Raw genomic sequence first — 16,765 nt, 5'->3', positions numbered from 1 at the left:
CCACTGGAGCCTGGGTCACGTACCGGCAGATCGCTCTACCCGTTTCAGTAAAATCTTCAGTTCCTCCTTTTCCTCGACAGACAGCTCGCTGGGCGGTTTGCGCGACAGCTCCGCGATCCTGGCCTCCCGGCGGTGGTCGAGCGGCTTCGCCATGAGATGCGCGATACCGTCGAGGAATTCCCGTTCCAGATCGCCGACCAACCTGGGCGCCGGCTCCATGGCCAGCCTGGCCAGATGCTGCCCGGTGTCGGTACCACGCCAGTGTTCGATCAGGCCACCGGTATGGATGTGGGGGTGATTCTTCAGAAAGTCAATCAGTTCGACCAGCAACGGGATGCCCTGCAGAGAGACATCCGCCAGTTGCCGAGGTTCCGCAACCAGGCTGCCGAGGCGCGGTTCCTGCAACAGCAGGGTAATGAGCCGGCGCACGGGGCTGATCCCGCCGCGGCGTGGCTGCGATGGCCTGAACAGCGGCGGCGCAACGGTTGCCGCCGCAGCCGCCGGCAGCGGCTGGCCGTGCAGATCTGCCAGCGCATGCCGTGGCAGATGGGCAACGTCCTCCAGCCGGTCGACCAGCATGCGTCGAAACACGCCTGTGGGGACCTGATTCAACAAGGGTTTTGCCAGTTCCACCAGACGCGCGCGCCCATCCATGCTGGCTGTATCGACTTGCGCCCCCAAAGCTTCATAAAGAAATTCCGACAATGGGGTGGAGTGTCCGGCGCGCTGCAGGAAGGCATCCTTGCCCTCTTTGCGCACCAGCGTGTCAGGATCCTCGCCCTCGGGCAGGAACAGGAAGCGCGCCTGGCGCCCGTCCTTGAGCACCGGCAACACATTCTCCAGCGCCCGCCAGGCCGCGGCCCGCCCGGCGCGGTCGCCATCGAAGCAGAACACCACCTCGGGCACCACCCGGTAGAGCTGTTCCAGGTGCTCATGGGTGGTCGCGGTGCCCAGGGTGGCGACGACATTGCCAATGTCGAACTGCGCCAGGGCGACCACGTCCATGTAGCCCTCGACCACCAGCAGCCGCTCGAGTTTGCGTTCGCGCTTGCGGGCCTCGAACAGGCCGTAGAGTTCGCGGCCCTTGTGGAAGACGGGCGTCTCGGGTGAATTCAGGTACTTGGGCGTGTCATCGCCGAGGACCCGCCCGCCGAAGCCGATCACCCGCCCGCGCCGGTCATGGATCGGGAACATGATGCGATTACGGAACCGGTCATAGACCTCGCCGTTGTCCTTCTTGATGAGCAGGCCGGCGTTCTCCATCCGGGCCTGATACTCCGGCCCGCTACCGAGTGCCCGGAGGAGGTTATCCCAGCCGGGCGGGGCATAACCCAGCCCGTAGGCCTGGGCGATCTCGCCGCTCAGGCCGCGGTCTCTCAGGTAACCGACGGCGCGGCCGGCCTCGGGGTGCTGACGGAGCTGCTGGCGGAAGTGCTTCGCGGCCTGCTCGAGGAGGTCGTAGAGCGGTGCGGTGACGTCCCTGCGGTCATGTGCCGCGCCGGCACCCGGTTCGCGCGGCACCTCCAGCCCCACCGAGCGTGCCAACTCTTCGACCGCCTCTACGAATTCCATGTGTTCGTAGTCCATCAGGAAGCCGAGCGCGGTGCCATGCGCGCCACAGCCGAAGCAGTGGAAGAACTGCTTGGTCGGGCTGACCGTGAAAGAGGGGGTCTTCTCGTTGTGGAACGGACAACAGGCCTGGTATTCGCGGCCGGCCTTCTTCAGCGGCACGCGGCCGTCGATCACCGCGACGATGTCGACGCGCTGCATCAGATCGTCGATGAACTGCTGGGGTATCCGGCCGGCCATGGCGGCATCATAGGCGATGGCTGTGCGCCGCGTCAGCGGCTAGGTGGGGTCGTGGCGGGAAAGTGCGCGATCGGCGCCGGTCTCAGCCACCGAGCTTGACTTTGATCTGGCCGCTGACCGCGCCCATGTCGGCACGACCCTGGAGCTTGGGCTTGAGGATGGCCATTACCTTACCCATGTCCTTGATGCCGGCGGCCCCGGTCGTGGCGATGGCGGCGGCGATCAGGTCGTCGATCTCGGTCGGCGTGAGCGGCTGCGGCAGATAGGTCTGGATCACGCCGATCTCGAAGCCTTCCTGCTCCGCCAGATCGGTACGGCCGGCCTGCTCGTACTGGGTGAGGGATTCCCGCCGCTGCTTGAGCATCTTGTCGAGCACGGCCAGGGTCTGCGCAGCATCGAGTTCGATGCGCTCATCGACCTCGCGCTGGGTGATGGCAGCCAGGATGAGCCGGATAACGCCCAAGCGCCGCTTGTCGCCGCTGCGCATGGCGGCCTTCATATCCTCCCGGACATGTGCCTTCAGCGACATGCGCTTGTCCCGGACTGCAATCAGTAGTTGCGGGTGCGACGGGAGACGTCGCGCGAGATCTTCTTCAGATGACGTTTGACCGCGGCGGCACGCTTGCGCTTACGCTCCTGGGTGGGCTTTTCGTAGAACTCGCGGCGGCGCACCTCGGAGAGGATGCCGGCCTTTTCGCAGGAACGCTTGAAGCGGCGCAGGGCGACTTCGAACGGTTCGTTTTCGCGTACACGAACACTGGGCATAAAATCTATTACCTCGAACGGTGTGTGATTCCGCGGCCTCGAACCGGCACGGTCCTGAAGCCAAGGGCCTAAAGGGGGACGGATTCTAATCCCTTGGGCGGCCGAAAGCAAAATCCCGCTTGTGCGGGCCGGCCTTGGCCGGGGACAATGCCGCCATGCTCGTACTCGGCATCGAAACCTCCTGTGACGAAACCGGCGTCGCCCTCTACGATGAGGCGCGCGGCCTGATCGGTCACGCCCTCTACAGCCAGGTCGAGGTGCATGCGCCCTATGGGGGGGTGGTGCCCGAACTGGCGTCCCGCGACCATGTGCGCAAGTTGGTGCCGTTGCTCAAGGACGTGTTCGCGCAGACGGGCGTCGGGCGGGACGAGGTCACCGGTGTCGCCTACACCGCCGGACCCGGACTGATCGGGGCGCTGCTGGTGGGGGCATCCCTGGGGCGCAGCCTGGCCTGGGCCTGGGGCGTGCCGGCGGTGGCCGTGCACCATATGGAAGGCCACCTGCTCGCGCCCATGCTGGAGGCCGATCCCCCGGCGTTTCCCTTCGTCGCCCTGCTGGTGTCCGGCGGCCACACCCTGCTGGTGCGGGTCGATGGGGTCGGTGCCTATCAATTGCTGGGCGAATCGGTGGACGACGCGGCCGGCGAGGCCTTCGACAAGACGGCCAAACTGCTGGGTCTGCCCTACCCGGGCGGGCCGGAACTGGCCCGGCTGGCGCAACAGGGCGATCCGACGCGCTTCCGTTTTCCGCGGCCGATGACCGATCGGCCGGGGCTGGATTTCAGCTTCAGTGGCCTGAAGACGTGCGCGCTGACCACGCTGCGTGGGGCGGCGCCCGATCGGATCGGGGCTGATCAGACGCGCGCCGACATCGCCCGCGCCTTCGAAGACGCCGTGGTGGACACGCTCGCCATCAAATGCCGACGGGCACTGGAGGCGACCGGGCTGCAGCGGCTGGTGGTGGCCGGCGGCGTCGGCGCCAACCAGGCGCTACGGGCGCGGCTCAAGGAACTGGCCGAGGCGCGCGGCGGACGGGTGTATTACCCGCGTCCGGCCTTCTGTACCGACAACGCGGCGATGATCGCCTATGCGGGCTTCTGCCGCCTGCAGGCCGGCCAGCACGAGCCGCTGGCCATCGAGGCACGGGCGCGCTGGCTGCTCACCGACCTGCCGCCCCTGCCGGCGTGAGCACGCCTTCGGTCACACCCCGACCTACCCTTTGACCGGAAGGCGCTTACTTACGCCCTTCTAGGCCACGAAACGATACGGAAAGAATTCATCGTGTGCACCCAGGATCACCACCTGCGGTGTAGTTCTCGCGCCTTGTACACCGAGCTTTTTCCCGTGTTGTTCCGTGTTGTTCCGTGGCCAAGAAGGGTTTAGTTACGTGCCCTTACCCTCAACCGCGCTTGGAGCCCAGGTGGATCCGGCCTTCCGTGCCGGCCAGCAGCTTGCGGATATTGGAGCGGTGCCGCCAGTACAGCAGCACCCCCATGACGACGCTGGCGAGGATGAAGGCCGGTTCCGGGCGCAGCCACGCCATATAGAACGGTGCGGCGGCCGCGGCGATCAGCGCCGCCAGCGAGGAATAGCGGAACAGCGCGGCCATGGCCAGCCAGGTCGCGATCACCAGCAGACCGACCTGCCACTGCAGCCCCAGCAGGGCGCCGAGGGCGGTGGCAACCCCCTTGCCGCCGCGAAAGCCGAAGAACACCGGGAACAGGTGGCCGAGGAACGCCGCGCCGGCGGCCAGGGCCTGCACGTCCGCGCCGGCGCCGATGGCACGCGCGAGCAGCACCGCCAGCAGGCCCTTGAGCATGTCACCGACCAGGGTGAGGGCGCCGGCCTTCTTGCCGCCGATGCGCAGCATGTTGGTGGCGCCGGGGTTGCGCGAGCCCGCCGTACGCGGATCGCCCGCACCCAGCAGGCGGCCAACGATGATCGCGGAGGCGATCGATCCGAGCAGGTAGGCGGCGATAACGATGAGCGCGGTGTTCAGCATGGGCGGAAGATACAAGCGCTGGTGGTGCGAGACAAGCGAGCGGCCAGAGCCGCCTTCCCACCTGCCGGTTCCAGGTGCGGAGCGGGCTCGATGCCGGGCGCATCCAATACGCCGGCCGGGTCAGGCAGTGGGGCCATGCCCGGCCGCCCATCGCGCAGCCGCACGGGACAGCGCTACGCAGCCCTGGGTGCTTCACTTGTCACTGGCCACTCGCAGCTTGTATCGTGTCGCGATGGACATCATCTTCTTGCACGGTCTGCGCATCGACACAGTCATCGGTATCTACGAATGGGAGCGGCGCGTCACCCATACCATCAGCCTGGATCTGGAAATGGCCGCCGACATCCGCAAGGCCGCCGCCACCGATGTCATCGAGGACACACTCAATTACAAGGCGGTCGCCAAACGCCTGATCGCCTTCATCGAGGGCAGTTCGTTCCAGCTGGTCGAGACGCTGGCCGAGCGTGCCGCCGAGATCGTGCGCGACGAATTCAATGTGCCCTGGGTGCGCCTGACGCTCAACAAGACCGGCGCGGTGAGCGACGCACGCGATGTCGGCGTCATCATCGAGCGCGGTGTCCGCCCCGCCCACTGAATGGCACGGGTCTACGTCAGCGTCGGTAGCAACATCGACCGTACCCGGCATGTATGCGCGGCGCTGGACGCGCTGCGCGCGACCTACGGTCCGCTGCAGTGCTCGCCGGTCTACGAGACCACCGCAGTGGGCTTCGACGGTGACGATTTCTACAACCTCGTGGTCGGCTTCGATACCGACGCCACGCCCGCCGAGGTCGCCGTGCGGCTGCACGCCATTGAGGATGACAACGAGCGGGTACGGACCGGGCCACGCTACTCGGCGCGCACACTCGACCTGGATCTGCTGCTCTACGACGATCTCATTCTCGACCAGGGGCACCTGCAACTGCCGCGCGACGAGATCACCCGGCATGCCTTCGTCCTCAAGCCACTGGCCGACATCGCCGGTGCGTGCCGCCATCCGCTGACCGGCAAGACCTATGCGCAACTGTGGGCCGAGTTCGATACCGCGGGGCAGGCGCTCCACCGCGTGGAATTGCCGTACCACTAGGGTGCCGCGGTCGGGTGCGAGCGCCGATGAACCGGAAAATCACCGGCCACGGAATCCACGTGCGAAGGGGGGCAGATTTGAAATCTGTCCCCCGGTATCTGCCGTGGCTGAACTGAGTTTTTAGTGATGAACACGCCCATGCCCTGGGAGATCCCCGCCGATTGGCCGACGCCCGCTGGCGCGGCACGTGCGGTCAGTACGGCCCTGGTCGAACACCTGCGCGCCGAGATCGTCGCCGCTGGCGGCTGGCTCGGGTTCGCGCGCTATATGGAGCTGGCCCTGTACGCGCCCGGCCTCGGCTATTACAGTGCCGGCGCGCGCAAGCTCGGTGCGTCGGGCGACTTCACCACCGCACCCGAGACGTCGGCACTGTTCTCGCGCTGTGTCGCGCGCAGCTGCGCGTCCGTGCTGACGCAGCTCGGTGGCGGTGAGGTGCTGGAGGTCGGTGCCGGCAGCGGCGTGATGGCCGCCGATCTGCTGCGGGAGCTGGAGGCATGCGGTCGCCTGCCCGACACCTATTTCATTCTCGAGCGCTCGGCCGACCTGCGCGAGCGCCAGCGGGCACACCTGGCGCAGCGCCTGCCGCACCTGCAGGCGCGCATCCACTGGCTGGACCGGCCGCCGGCGCGGGCCTGGCGTGGCGTGCTGGTCGCCAATGAGGTGCTGGACGCGTTGCCGGTGATGCTGTTCGGTTGGCGTCCGGGCGGGGTCGTCGAATACGGTGTGGCCTGGGAGCGGGAGCGCTTCGTATGGGCAGAGCGACCCGCCGGACCGGACGAAGCCGAACGTATTGCGACCTGGGCGGCGGCCTGCGGTTGGGAGGCCGGGTATCGCTCCGAGTTCGCGCCGTCGCTCGGGCCGTGGCTGGCGGCGCTGACCGAACACCTGTCCGCCGGGGCCGCGCTGTTCATCGACTATGGGTACCCGCGCCGCGAGTACTATCACGCCGAGCGGCGGCGTGGCACACTCCTGTGCCACTATCGCCACCGCGCGCACGCCGAACCCCTGCTGCTGCCGGGTCTGCAGGACATCACCGCGCATGTCGACTTCACCGCCGTCGCCGAGGCCGCGGACGCGCACGGGCTGCGGGTCGGTGGTTTCACCGCCCAGGCGCACTATCTGCTCGATGCCGGCATCGAGGGCATGCTGGCCGAGGCATTTCCGGAGACGGGCGGGCACAGCGCGTATCTGCAGCTGGCCGCACAGGCCAAGACGTTGCTGCTGCCGGGCGAGATGGGTGAGCGCTTCAAGGCGCTGCTGCTGCTGCGCGGCATGGAGGGCGATGTCGTGGGCTTCGGCGGGCGGGATCTGCGGGGGCGGCTGTAGGCAATCCGCCGCTGCGTTCGGGCTGGCAGACAATAACGACAACGATCAGGCAGGAGACGCGCCCGCACATGGAGTTGTTTCACATCATCGTATTGGCCGTGCTGCAGGGGCTGACCGAATTCCTGCCGATCTCCAGTTCGGCGCACCTCATCCTGCTGCCGCAGCTGGCGGACTGGCCCGATCAGGGGCTGGCCTTCGACGTGGCCCTGCACGTCGGTACGCTGAGCGCGGTGGTACTGTATTTCCGCCAGGAACTGCGCATCATGCTGCGCGATTGGGCGCGCTCCCTGGCCGGTCACGGCCAGACGCCGGACAGCCGCCTGGCCTGGGCCGTCGGCTTTGGCACGATCCCGGTCGGCCTTGCCGGCCTGCTGTTCGCAGGCCTCATCGAGGCCCAGCTGCGCTCGCCGCTGGTGATCGCCGCGACCACGCTGATCTTCGGCGCGCTGCTGTGGTGGGCCGACGTGCAGGGCCGACGGGTACGCGATGAGCATGCCATCGGCTGGCGCGATGTGTTGGTGATCGGCATCGCCCAGGCCATCGCCCTGATCCCCGGCACCTCGCGCTCAGGCATCACCATGACGGCCGGGTTGATGCTGGGTCTGACCCGCGAGGGCGCGGCGCGCTTCTCGTTTCTGCTGTCGATCCCGGTGATCGTCCTCGCCGGCGGTCTGGAGACGCGCAAGCTCATCGCCGCGGCCGGGACACCGGACTGGCAGGCCCTGGCCTGGGGTACATTGATCTCGGCGGTCAGCGCCTACGCCTGTATCCATTATTTCCTCAAACTGCTCGAACGCATGGGTATGTGGCCGTTCGCCGTGTACCGGCTGCTGCTGGGTGGGGTCCTGCTGGTGTTGTTCCTCTGAGCCGGACGGCCAACTGCCGAGGACAAAGGGGACGGATTTAAATCCGTCCCCCGTTTGGTAAGGGCGGGACTGTCAGGAACCCGGTTCCGGAGTCGCTCGGTCCGGGGCGTTCGCGAGCACCGCGGTAATCGCGTTGCAGCGTAACTCCCGCAAGCGCTCACCCAGGGCCGCACCCTCCAGGCCCTGCTGGGCCAGCGCTCTGGCATCCACCGCACGCGCCGCGGCGAAGGCCGTGCGGAATACCTCGGCCTGCGGGTAGGGCCGCTCCCCCGTGTCCTTGCCGTCATGGCCGCGGCCGCGGCTGTCGGCCTCGCAGGCAATCAGAAAATCCTCCAGGACCGCCGGGCGCCGGAAGGCATCGAGGCCGGTGAGCGTGTCGAGCAGCGTGCCGGCACGCAGTTCCAGTGCGCGGTGGCAGTGGCTGTGATAGCGGGCGACCTTGACGGCGAGATCGCGGTAATCGTTGGGGATCCGCAGCCGGTGGCATAAGGCCTCGATCAATTCGACGCTGCGCTGTTCGTGGCCGATGTGCCGCGGCAGTTCGGTGGCCGGGGTCGTGCCCTTGCCGAGATCGTGCACCAGCGCGGCGAAGCGCACCCGCGGGTCCGGGCTGAGGCGGACCGCCTGATCCAGCACCATCAGGCTGTGCTCGCCGGTATCGATCTCAGGGTGATGGTGGGCCGGCTGCGGGATGCCGAACAGGCGGTCGAGTTCGGGGTAGACCACTGCCAGCGCGCCGCAGCGGTGCAGGACTTCGAAGAAGCGGCGTGGGCGGTCCTCGCCCAGGGCCTTCTCGGTCTCCGCCCAGACGCGTTCCGACACCAGGTGGTCCACCTCGCCGGCGGCGACCATCTGCTTCATGAGGGCGTGGGTGCCGTGCGCGACCTTGAAGCCCCACTTGGCGAAGCGCGCCGCGAAGCGCGCCACCCGCAGGATACGCACCGGATCCTCCACGAAGGCCTTGGAGACGTGCTTGAGCAGGCCCTGGGCGAGATCCTCGCGGCCGTTGAAGGGATCGATGAGCGTGCCGTCGGCGGCCTCGGCCATGGCGTTGATGGTGAGGTCGCGCCGCTTGAGATCGTCCTCCAGTGTGACCTCGGGGCTGGCGTGCACGGCGAAGCCCTTGTAGCCGGGCGCGGTCTTGCGCTCGGTGCGGGCGAGTGCGTACTCCTCGTGCGTCTCGGGATGCAGGAAGACCGGGAAATCCTTGCCGACCGGGCGATAGCCCAGCCGCACCATGTCTTCCGGCGTGGCGCCGACCACGACCCAGTCGCGCTCCTTGACCGGTACGCCAAGCAGTTTGTCGCGCACCGCGCCGCCGACGAGATAGATGTCCATGCCTCGATTCTACCCGGAAGAACCGCGTTCATGAAAAGTGCATCCCGTGAAGGAAATGGCACTTATCTAAGCGCGTGCCATGACCCTCAAAGACCGATGGCCGCGGAGGCACACGGGCAGCGCAATCCGCCCTGGCACCATGCTAGCCGCGCCGTGCCTGTTCGCGGAGGCGCGGATAGGCGTCACGCGCACTGCGCTGGCCGAGATACCCCGGCACTACGGCGTCGATCGCCGTCGGACGGATGCCCAGTTCGATCAGCGCGTTGTGGTCGCAGACACTGGCCTGCTGCAAGGACCAGTAGTTGTCGCGGCTGAACGGCTTGCCCGGCACGAACTCCAACGCCCGCGCCTGCAGACGCGACAGCCCGTCCGTGAGCTTCCAGATAGACCGCCGCAGGTCGAGCTGGCGTGCCGTGTACTCCACCAGTTGCGCCAGGGTATAGACCTCCGGGCCGCACAGATCGCAGCGTCTGCCGGCGGTGGAGCGATCCTGGAGCGTGCGGACCATGGCCTCGATGACATCGTCGACATACACGGGCGCGAAGCGGCTGTCCGCGCAGGCCAGCGGAAACACCAGGGGCGTGATCCGGAGCAGCGTCGCGAAGCGGTTGAAGAAGCTGTCACCGGGACCGAAGATCACGGAGGGCCGGAAGCTGGTGACCTCCAGTCCCTGCCGCGCAGCACCGTGCACCAGGTCCTCGCCCTGGCCCTTGGTGCGCAGATACAGGCTGTGTTCCTCGTGCGGGTCGGCGTTGAGGGCGCTCATGTGCAGCAGCCGCCGTACACCGGTGTCGTGCATGGCCGCGACGAGCTTCCCGGGCAACTCCACGTGCGCACGCGCAAAGGCCTCGCCGGCCGGACCGCGGCGTTCATTGAGTATGCCGACCAGATTGATCACTGCGGCGCAGCCGGCGAGCAGGCCGCGCAGCGTCGCCGGGTCATTCACGTCGGCTTCGACCAGCGTCACGCGTGGATCGACCAGCAGCGCCCGCTGCCGTTCGCGCCGGCGCGTGGGGATGGTCACCCGCCAGCCTTCCCGGGTCAGCCGGTGGGCGAGATGGCGGCCGACAAAACCGGCGCCGCCGATGATGCATATCTTCTGGTCTGCCATGGGGTTGCTCTTTACGGCGTCGTCCGCTTCTCGTCGGTCGTGACAGGGAATGGTGGCGGCGCCACCGGATCAGGTCAAGGGCGTCGCGGGCGGCGTCATTGCGGCTTCGGGCCGATGTCCGGCATGCGCTTGTGCAGCGGCGTCACGGGTCGCTCCAGGCGCGCGTCGTAGACGGTCGTGAAGGCCAGCACACCGCGCACATAGCCGCGCGTCTCGGTGAAGGGGATGGTGTCGACCCACAGCTCGGCCGGTACCGTGGTCTCGGGCAGCCAGCTGCGCACACGGTACGGCCCAGCGTTGTAGGCGGCCGTGGCCAGCACCTTGTTGCCGAGGTCGTCGAGGACGTGGCGCAGGTAATTGCCGCCCAGGCGGATGTTGGCATCGGCCTGCAGCAGTGCGGCGCGGCTGGGGGCCGGCAGCTTGAGCAGCTTCGCCATCTGACTGCCGGTGGCAGGCATCAGCTGCATCAGGCCGAGCGCGCCGGCGGGGGAGCGCGCATCGACCATGAAGGCGCTCTCCTGCCGCATCACGCCCATGATCCAGGCGGGGTCGAGATCGAGCTGCGCGGCGGTCTTGGCAATCTCGCGCTCATACAGCACCGGAAAGCGCACATTCAGATCGTCCTGGTGGCTGGAACGTGCCGCCGTGATGATGGCGCGGTCGTGCCAGCCCCAGCGATGGGCCAGTGCCGCCGCCGCCTCCAGGCCGTGTGTATCGAGGTTGCGGATCGCGTAGGCCCATTCGCGGCGCGCGTCGTAGATCAGGTCGGCGCGCCGCAGTTCGCGGGCGCGGACGAACGCCGGCTGCTGCTGCAGCCGGTCCAGATCCGCGTCGTCGACGGGCATGGGTGCGTGCGCGAAGCGGTAGGGACGGTCGAGGAAGTCGGCGGCCAGAAAGCCGTGGTAGGAACGTTCGCCGGCCAGTGCCTCGAAGGCCTGTTCGGCCGCCGCCCGGTCGCCCAGGTATGCCTGGGCGCGGCCGCGCCAGTAGCGCCATTCACTCTCCGACTGTGCCTCCGCCGGCAGGGCGTCGATGGCGGTCAGCAGGATCGACCAATCCTGCTGCAGCAAGGCGCTGCGCGCCTGCCATTCAGCCAGTGTACGGTCGCGCGCGCGGTCCGGAACCTCTGCCAGCCAGCGGTGTGCCTGCGGGAGACGCTGATAGGCCGCGGACAACGCCACGCGCCGGCTGACGTCGGCACGGGTCTGTGCGTCGAAGGCGTAACGGTCGGCCAGCGTCGCCCACCAGTCGTGCGCCTCCCGGGCGTCGCTACGGGCCAACCGCACCACGGCGTGCGCCAGGATTTCGCGTGCCGGTGCGGAATCCGTCGCCAGGGCCGCAATGGTGCGTGCCTCGCTGGGGCGGTGGTGCACCTTACGCCAGAGGTCGACCCATTTGCGTTCGCCGGCCGGTAACCGGCGCGACAGGTAGGAGGCGAGGCTGAGGGCGTTGTTGTCCATCGCCAGGCGGATGCGCTCCCACACCAGCGCCTGGGTCATGCGCGGACTGTCGCTGAGCACTTTGAATACGGGGTCGCAGGCATCGGGCTGCGACTTGCCGACCCGCCAGAGCGCGACGGCGGCATCCAGCCAGGCGGCATCCGCAGGTTCTCGGTGGGTGGCCTGCAGATAGAAGCATTGCAACTCGGCCGAGTTGCTGCTGCCGGGGTAGAAGCTCAGGAAACGCGTCCATTGATGTTGGCGGGCGAGCTGGATCAGCCAGCTGTGGCGCAGGCGCTCTGCCGGCGGCGTGTCACCGAATTCTTCCAGGAACGCGCGGATATCGGCATCCGTCGCCCGGGAAAAGTGGGCGCGCAGCGCGTCATAGCGCAGATAGAGGTAGAGCGGATAATCCTGCAAGCGATCGGCGAGTTGCTGGTAGCGCGGCCATTGATTCTGTTGCAGGGCCTTGCGGGCCTCCAGGAAGTGCTGGCGTTCGTTGGCATACTCGTCCGTCGCCGCGACCGCGCCATTCAGCAGCAGGATACCGAGGAGGCAGTGCAGGAGCAGGAGGCTGTAACGCAGGTGGGTGTTCATACTCTATAGTTAACCCCAGTTCCAGCACGGCAACAATCACGAACTGAGAAGGGGAATGGATTCATGGTGTTCAAGTCCGTCAATCCGGCCACGGGTGAGGTCATCAGGGTCGTCGAGACCTGGAACGAGACGCAGCTCGACCAGGCACTGAGCGCGGTGGCCGCCGCCACCCCGGCTTGGGCGGCGGCCGGGTTCGAGGCACGTGCCGCCGCCTTGCGCAAGGTCGCCGGCGTGCTGCGCGCACGCCGCGCCGAGCTGGCGCGCACCATGACCCTGGAAATGGGCAAGCTCAGCGGCGAAGCACACGCAGAAATCGACAAGTGTGCCTGGGTATGCGATTTCTATGCCGACCAGGCGGCGACCTTCCTCGCCGACGAGCCGATCGACAGCGATGCCGGCCGCAGCCTGGTCGCCTATCAGCCGCTCGGCACGGTGTTGGCGGTCATGCCCTGGAACTTTCCCTTCTGGCAGGTGTTCCGTTTCGCCGCGCCGGCGCTGATGGCTGGCAACACCGGTGTGCTCAAGCACGCCTCCAATGTGCCCGGCTGCGCGCTCGCCATCGAAGAGGTGTTCATCGAGGCCGGTCTGCCCGCCGGTGTGTTCCGCACGCTGATGATCCCGGCCGGGCGCGTCGCGCGGGTGATCGAAGACCCGCGCATCCACGCCGTCACCCTGACCGGCAGCGAGCCCGCCGGGCGTTCGGTGGCCGCCACCGCCGGCGCGCAGATCAAGAAGACCGTGCTGGAACTCGGCGGCTCCGATCCGTTCATCGTCCTCGAGGATGCCGATCTGGATCTGGCGGTGTCGCAGGCCGCGACGTCACGGTTCCTGAATGCGGGCCAGAGCTGCATCGCCGCCAAACGCTTCATCGTCGTGGAGGCGGTCGCCGAGACCTTTCTCGCGGGCTTCAAGGCGGCCGCGGAGGCGCGGCGCCATGGCGATCCGCTGGACGAGTCGGTGACGCTTGCACCGCTGGCGCGCCACGACCTGCGCGATGAATTGCATCAGCAGGTGGTCGAGAGCATCGCCCAGGGCGCGGTCGCCGTCACCGGCTGTACACCACTGGCCGGCACGGGCGCCTTCTATGCGGCCTCCATCCTCGACGGCGTCGAGCACGGCATGCGTGCCTATCGCGAAGAGCTGTTCGGGCCGGTCGCCAGCGTCATCCGCGCCCGCGACGAGCGCCATGCCATCGAGATCGCCAACGACAGCCCCTACGGCCTGGGTGGCAGTGTCTGGACGCGCGACAACGCGCGCGGTGAACGCGTCGCCCGGGCGCTGCAGTGTGGCTGCGCCTTCGTCAACGGTCTGGTCAAGAGTGACCCACGCCTGCCCTTCGGCGGGGTCAAACACTCCGGCTACGGTCGCGAACTCGGCCGCTACGGCATCCACGAATTCATCAACGCCAAGACCATCTGGGTGCGCTGATCGCCGCTGGCAAACCCCTGATTCAACCGCAAAGGACGCGAAGGCGCGCGAAGGAAATCCAACCTATGTCAGCCACGAAATCTACCAAGCATTCGTAATGCCAAGACCCGATGCATCCCACAACATCCGGTTCAGCCACGGAAACACACGGAAGTACACGGAAAACACAGACAAGATTTTATGCGTCGCACAACGGCCTTGCTCACCCGCCAAGTAATGAATCGGTATTTCACGGCGCTGTTTCATTCCAGTGCCTTCCGTGTACTTCCGTGTGTTTCCGTGGCAATTGGGGTTTTCAGGTTTATCCCGGTTTGTAAGTTTCGTAGGTTTCGTGGCAACAATGTTTTCCTTCGCGCGCCTTCGCGTCCTTTGCGGTTGAAATAGGGTTTCTGGGTTTCAGGGTTTCCTCGTCCATGGCCGCATTCCTTGCCTGGCTCGCCGTCAGTGCGGCGGCCGGGGTACTGGCGGGGCAGCGTCTCGTTCGTCCTGCAATGCATCTGAATATTGTGGATATTCAGGCTGCTGTCGGATGTGTGGTGGGTTTGTTAGTATCGGTGCTTGACGCAGATCAGTGCCGGCGAGGCCGTCGGCATTCATAGTGACTGCGTGTCTACATGCGACTGGAAAAATTACCTCGGCCACGGCAAGGATGCGGACATGGCGCGGGGCCATGGGGTAGTGTTGCAGCGGCGATTCATTCACCTTGCGGGTGACGAAGATGGCGGTGTGAGATTTATGGCCTTGTCGGTGTTTTTTCGTGTGGTTCCGTGGCACATACAGTTTTTGGACTAAGCGGCGTACTAACGATGTCTTCTACCCACAATCACCCGAACCATCCACACGTTGATCCAGACCGTGGCCAGACGTCGCCGCGACCACCCTGGGCGGTTCCCGAGGACCTGTTCGCAACGCTGTGCACGGGTTGCGGGCAGTGCATCGAAGATTGCCCGCGCTGGCTGCTCACGCGCGACGCCGCGGGCCGCCCGCGCGTAGACTTCAGCGGTGGTGAATGCAGCTTCTGCGGGGAGTGTGTCGATGCCTGCGGTCGCGGCGCCCTCTCGCGGGTCTTGCGCGGCCGCCCCCGGGGACCCTGGGCGCTCAAGGCCATCATCGGCAGTGCCTGCCTCGTCAGTCAGGACGTGCTGTGTCGTTTGTGCAGCGAGCAGTGTGTGGTCGCCGCGATCGGGTTCCCTTCAGGTGATGCCCGGCCTCAGGTGGATGCGCACCGCTGTACGGGTTGCGGCGCCTGCGTGCGCAGCTGCCCCACCCGGGCGGTGGTGCTCTACGATGAGGGCCCTGGTTCCGCCTGAGGTCTGTGTCCGCACCGCCTTCCGCTTTATTTCCCTCTTGTACACCCTCCGCCGGCACGATGAGCTGCCGGCGGGTCTGCCAGCTCCTAGCCGCCGGTCATGGACATGAAACGTACTATTTGTCCGGGCTTCTCGCTGAATTCGTGGCGCTCGGGTTTGAGATCGATGGCCTGCAGGATGGCCGCCTCCAGATCCGCGTCGCTGGCGCCGGCGCGCAGCAGCGGACGCAGCTCGAAACGATGCTCCTGACCGAGGCACATGTAGAGCGTGCCATCGACCGACAGGCGCACGCGGTTGCAGGTCGCGCAGAAGTGCTGCGAGATGGGCGTGATGAAGCCGATGCGCAGATCGGTGCCGGCAACCTGCACGTAGCGCGCCGGGCCGCCACCCGGCATCATCCCCGGCAGCAGTTCGAAGCGTTGCGCCAGGCGCGCCTTCACTGTCTGCAGGTCGACGTAGTGGTCCGTGGCCGAGCGCCCGGTGTCGCCCATCGGCATGGTCTCGATGAAACGCAGGGTGAAGCCGTGTTCGATGCAGAAGTCGACCATTGATTCGACTTCGTCCTCGTTAATGCCTTTCATTACCACCATGTTGATCTTGATCGGCGCAAAACCCGCGGCCTTGGCCGCGAGCAGACCACCGATCACCTTCTCCAGCTTGCCGCCGGTGATCTCCTTGAAGCGCGCGGCGTCGAGCGAATCCAGGCTGACGTTGATGCGGCGGATGCCGGCCGCACGCAGATCGCGGGCATGCTTCGCCAGGCGCGTCGCATTGGTCGACAGCGAGAGGTCTTCGATACCGGGCAGCGTTGCCAGGCGCATGGCGAGCGTGGGCAGGTCGTGGCGCACCAGGGGTTCGCCGCCGGTGATGCGCACCCGCCGCGTCCCCAGACGCGCGAAGGCGGCGATGACGCGTTCGATCTCCGCGAAGGTGAGCCAGTGCTCCGGCTCTTCGAAATCCTTGAAACCTTTGGGGAGGCAATAGAAGCAACGCAGGTCGCAACGGTCCGTCACCGACAGGCGGACGTAATCAATCTTCCGGCCGAGGCGATCAATCAGCGCAGTCAAGGGGCCGTATCTCCGTGGCGGATCTGGCAGGCTGGCGGGCATGCTACCCGGCAGATGTGCCTGCATCCCGATTATGCGCTCACCACCGGGATCCAATCTACCGCACGGCGACTACCGGCTTTGACCGGGGGCAATGCGTGAAATGGCCTGTCTGACCGTGTGAAATGACACACTCGATACCGTCGGTGCCGAAAATACGATTGAGATATCGCAATCTTTGGCCTGGCAGGAAATTTGCACCAGTCCCTGTGAACGCACTCGAATGTTCCACGCTGTGTCGGAGAGATCCATGTCGTCGCTTGCCACGTCGCCCCTGGACGACCGCTTCGGGGTTCTACTGTATTTTGCCTGGGATGCGCCCTCGCGGCGCAACGTGGCGATGGGCCTGGCGTGTGCAGTGTCGTTGTTGCTGCATGTCAGCGGCTATTACTGGTGGGGTGAGCGGTACCAGGAGCCGGCCTTCGAGCAGGAGGCCCCGGAGGTCACGCGCGTCAGTGTGAACCTGGTGAAGCCCGTGCCGCCCGCGCCACCGGTCGAGGTACCGCTGGAGGTCCCCGTCGAGGCGGTGGTGGAGCCGCCGCCCCCGCCCAAGGTCGCCGAGCCCGAACCCAGGCCGCGTCC

Annotated in this window: 16 protein-coding genes; 8 read left to right on the top strand and 8 right to left on the bottom strand. The window is 66.7% G+C overall.

All coding sequences use genetic code 11. The features are described from left to right. Positions 1-15: 15 nt before the first annotated feature. The 3 genes from dnaG to rpsU all read right to left on the bottom strand — a co-directional run bounded on the left by dnaG (position 16) and on the right by rpsU (position 2,574). Positions 16-1,809, bottom strand: coding sequence for a DNA primase (dnaG, locus tag K8I04_11170; protein MBZ0072269.1), 1,794 nt, complete (start codon positions 1,807-1,809; stop codon positions 16-18). Between the two features lie 82 nt (positions 1,810-1,891). Continuing rightward, the gene (locus K8I04_11165; protein ID MBZ0072268.1) at positions 1,892-2,338 is read right to left on the bottom strand and encodes a GatB/YqeY domain-containing protein; all 447 of its coding nucleotides are present in this window, start codon (positions 2,336-2,338) and stop codon (positions 1,892-1,894) included. A 20-nt stretch (positions 2,339-2,358) separates the two neighbouring features. Continuing rightward, positions 2,359-2,574 (bottom strand): 30S ribosomal protein S21, encoded by a 216-nt coding sequence (gene rpsU / locus K8I04_11160; GenBank protein MBZ0072267.1) that lies wholly within the window; start codon positions 2,572-2,574, stop codon positions 2,359-2,361. A 155-nt stretch (positions 2,575-2,729) separates the two neighbouring features. On the opposite strand from rpsU, the gene tsaD reads away from it, so the two are divergent. Beyond that, positions 2,730-3,761, top strand: coding sequence for a tRNA (adenosine(37)-N6)-threonylcarbamoyltransferase complex transferase subunit TsaD (tsaD, locus tag K8I04_11155; protein MBZ0072266.1), 1,032 nt, complete (start codon positions 2,730-2,732; stop codon positions 3,759-3,761). A 211-nt stretch (positions 3,762-3,972) separates the two neighbouring features. On the opposite strand, the gene plsY is transcribed toward tsaD, so the two are convergent. Continuing rightward, entirely contained in the window at positions 3,973-4,575 is a 603-nt protein-coding gene (gene plsY / locus K8I04_11150; protein ID MBZ0072265.1) for a glycerol-3-phosphate 1-O-acyltransferase PlsY, read from the bottom strand. A gap of 232 nt (positions 4,576-4,807) precedes the next feature. On the opposite strand from plsY, the gene folB reads away from it, so the two are divergent. The 4 genes from folB to K8I04_11130 all read left to right on the top strand — a co-directional run bounded on the left by folB (position 4,808) and on the right by K8I04_11130 (position 7,854). Beyond that, positions 4,808-5,170: a dihydroneopterin aldolase gene (gene folB, locus K8I04_11145; GenBank protein MBZ0072264.1), complete on the top strand. Its 363-nt coding sequence runs from the start codon at positions 4,808-4,810 to the stop codon at positions 5,168-5,170. Then, positions 5,171-5,662 (top strand): 2-amino-4-hydroxy-6-hydroxymethyldihydropteridine diphosphokinase, encoded by a 492-nt coding sequence (folK, locus tag K8I04_11140; GenBank protein MBZ0072263.1) that lies wholly within the window; start codon positions 5,171-5,173, stop codon positions 5,660-5,662. A 138-nt stretch (positions 5,663-5,800) separates the two neighbouring features. Continuing rightward, positions 5,801-6,988, top strand: a complete 1,188-nt coding sequence (locus tag K8I04_11135) for an SAM-dependent methyltransferase (GenBank protein ID MBZ0072262.1) — start codon at positions 5,801-5,803, stop codon at positions 6,986-6,988. 68 nt (positions 6,989-7,056) lie between these two features. Next, on the top strand, positions 7,057-7,854 hold the full coding sequence (locus tag K8I04_11130; protein ID MBZ0072261.1) for an undecaprenyl-diphosphate phosphatase: 798 nt from the start codon (positions 7,057-7,059) through the stop codon (positions 7,852-7,854). Positions 7,855-7,926: 72 nt separating this feature from the next. On the opposite strand, the gene K8I04_11125 is transcribed toward K8I04_11130, so the two are convergent. From K8I04_11125 to K8I04_11115, 3 genes are all read right to left on the bottom strand, one after another. Beyond that, positions 7,927-9,192 carry a multifunctional CCA addition/repair protein gene (locus tag K8I04_11125; protein ID MBZ0072260.1) on the bottom strand — a complete coding sequence of 422 codons (1,266 nt, stop codon included), beginning with the start codon at positions 9,190-9,192 and terminating at the stop codon, positions 7,927-7,929. Between the two features lie 142 nt (positions 9,193-9,334). Further along, positions 9,335-10,303, bottom strand: coding sequence for a complex I NDUFA9 subunit family protein (locus tag K8I04_11120; protein ID MBZ0072259.1), 969 nt, complete (start codon positions 10,301-10,303; stop codon positions 9,335-9,337). A 95-nt stretch (positions 10,304-10,398) separates the two neighbouring features. Beyond that, positions 10,399-12,339: a transglycosylase SLT domain-containing protein gene (locus K8I04_11115; GenBank protein ID MBZ0072258.1), complete on the bottom strand. Its 1,941-nt coding sequence runs from the start codon at positions 12,337-12,339 to the stop codon at positions 10,399-10,401. Between the two features lie 63 nt (positions 12,340-12,402). Here K8I04_11115 and K8I04_11110 point away from each other — a divergent pair, with 63 nt between their 5' ends. Next, positions 12,403-13,767, top strand: coding sequence for an NAD-dependent succinate-semialdehyde dehydrogenase (locus tag K8I04_11110; GenBank protein MBZ0072257.1), 1,365 nt, complete (start codon positions 12,403-12,405; stop codon positions 13,765-13,767). An 806-nt stretch (positions 13,768-14,573) separates the two neighbouring features. Beyond that, positions 14,574-15,077, top strand: a complete 504-nt coding sequence (napF, locus tag K8I04_11105; GenBank protein ID MBZ0072256.1) for a ferredoxin-type protein NapF — start codon at positions 14,574-14,576, stop codon at positions 15,075-15,077. An 86-nt stretch (positions 15,078-15,163) separates the two neighbouring features. Here napF and moaA read toward each other — a convergent pair whose 3' ends face one another. After that, positions 15,164-16,186: a GTP 3',8-cyclase MoaA gene (gene moaA, locus K8I04_11100; GenBank protein ID MBZ0072255.1), complete on the bottom strand. Its 1,023-nt coding sequence runs from the start codon at positions 16,184-16,186 to the stop codon at positions 15,164-15,166. A 247-nt stretch (positions 16,187-16,433) separates the two neighbouring features. Here moaA and K8I04_11095 point away from each other — a divergent pair. Further along, a partial coding sequence (locus K8I04_11095; GenBank protein ID MBZ0072254.1) for a hypothetical protein occupies positions 16,434-16,765 on the top strand: 332 nt, incomplete at its 3' end.

Source organism: Gammaproteobacteria bacterium, assembly GCA_019911805.1.
Classification (GTDB): domain Bacteria; phylum Pseudomonadota; class Gammaproteobacteria; order Thiohalobacterales; family Thiohalobacteraceae; genus JAHJQQ01.
The sequence above is the reverse complement of the archived record's forward strand: the minus strand, read 5'-3'. Positions and strand labels throughout refer to the sequence as shown.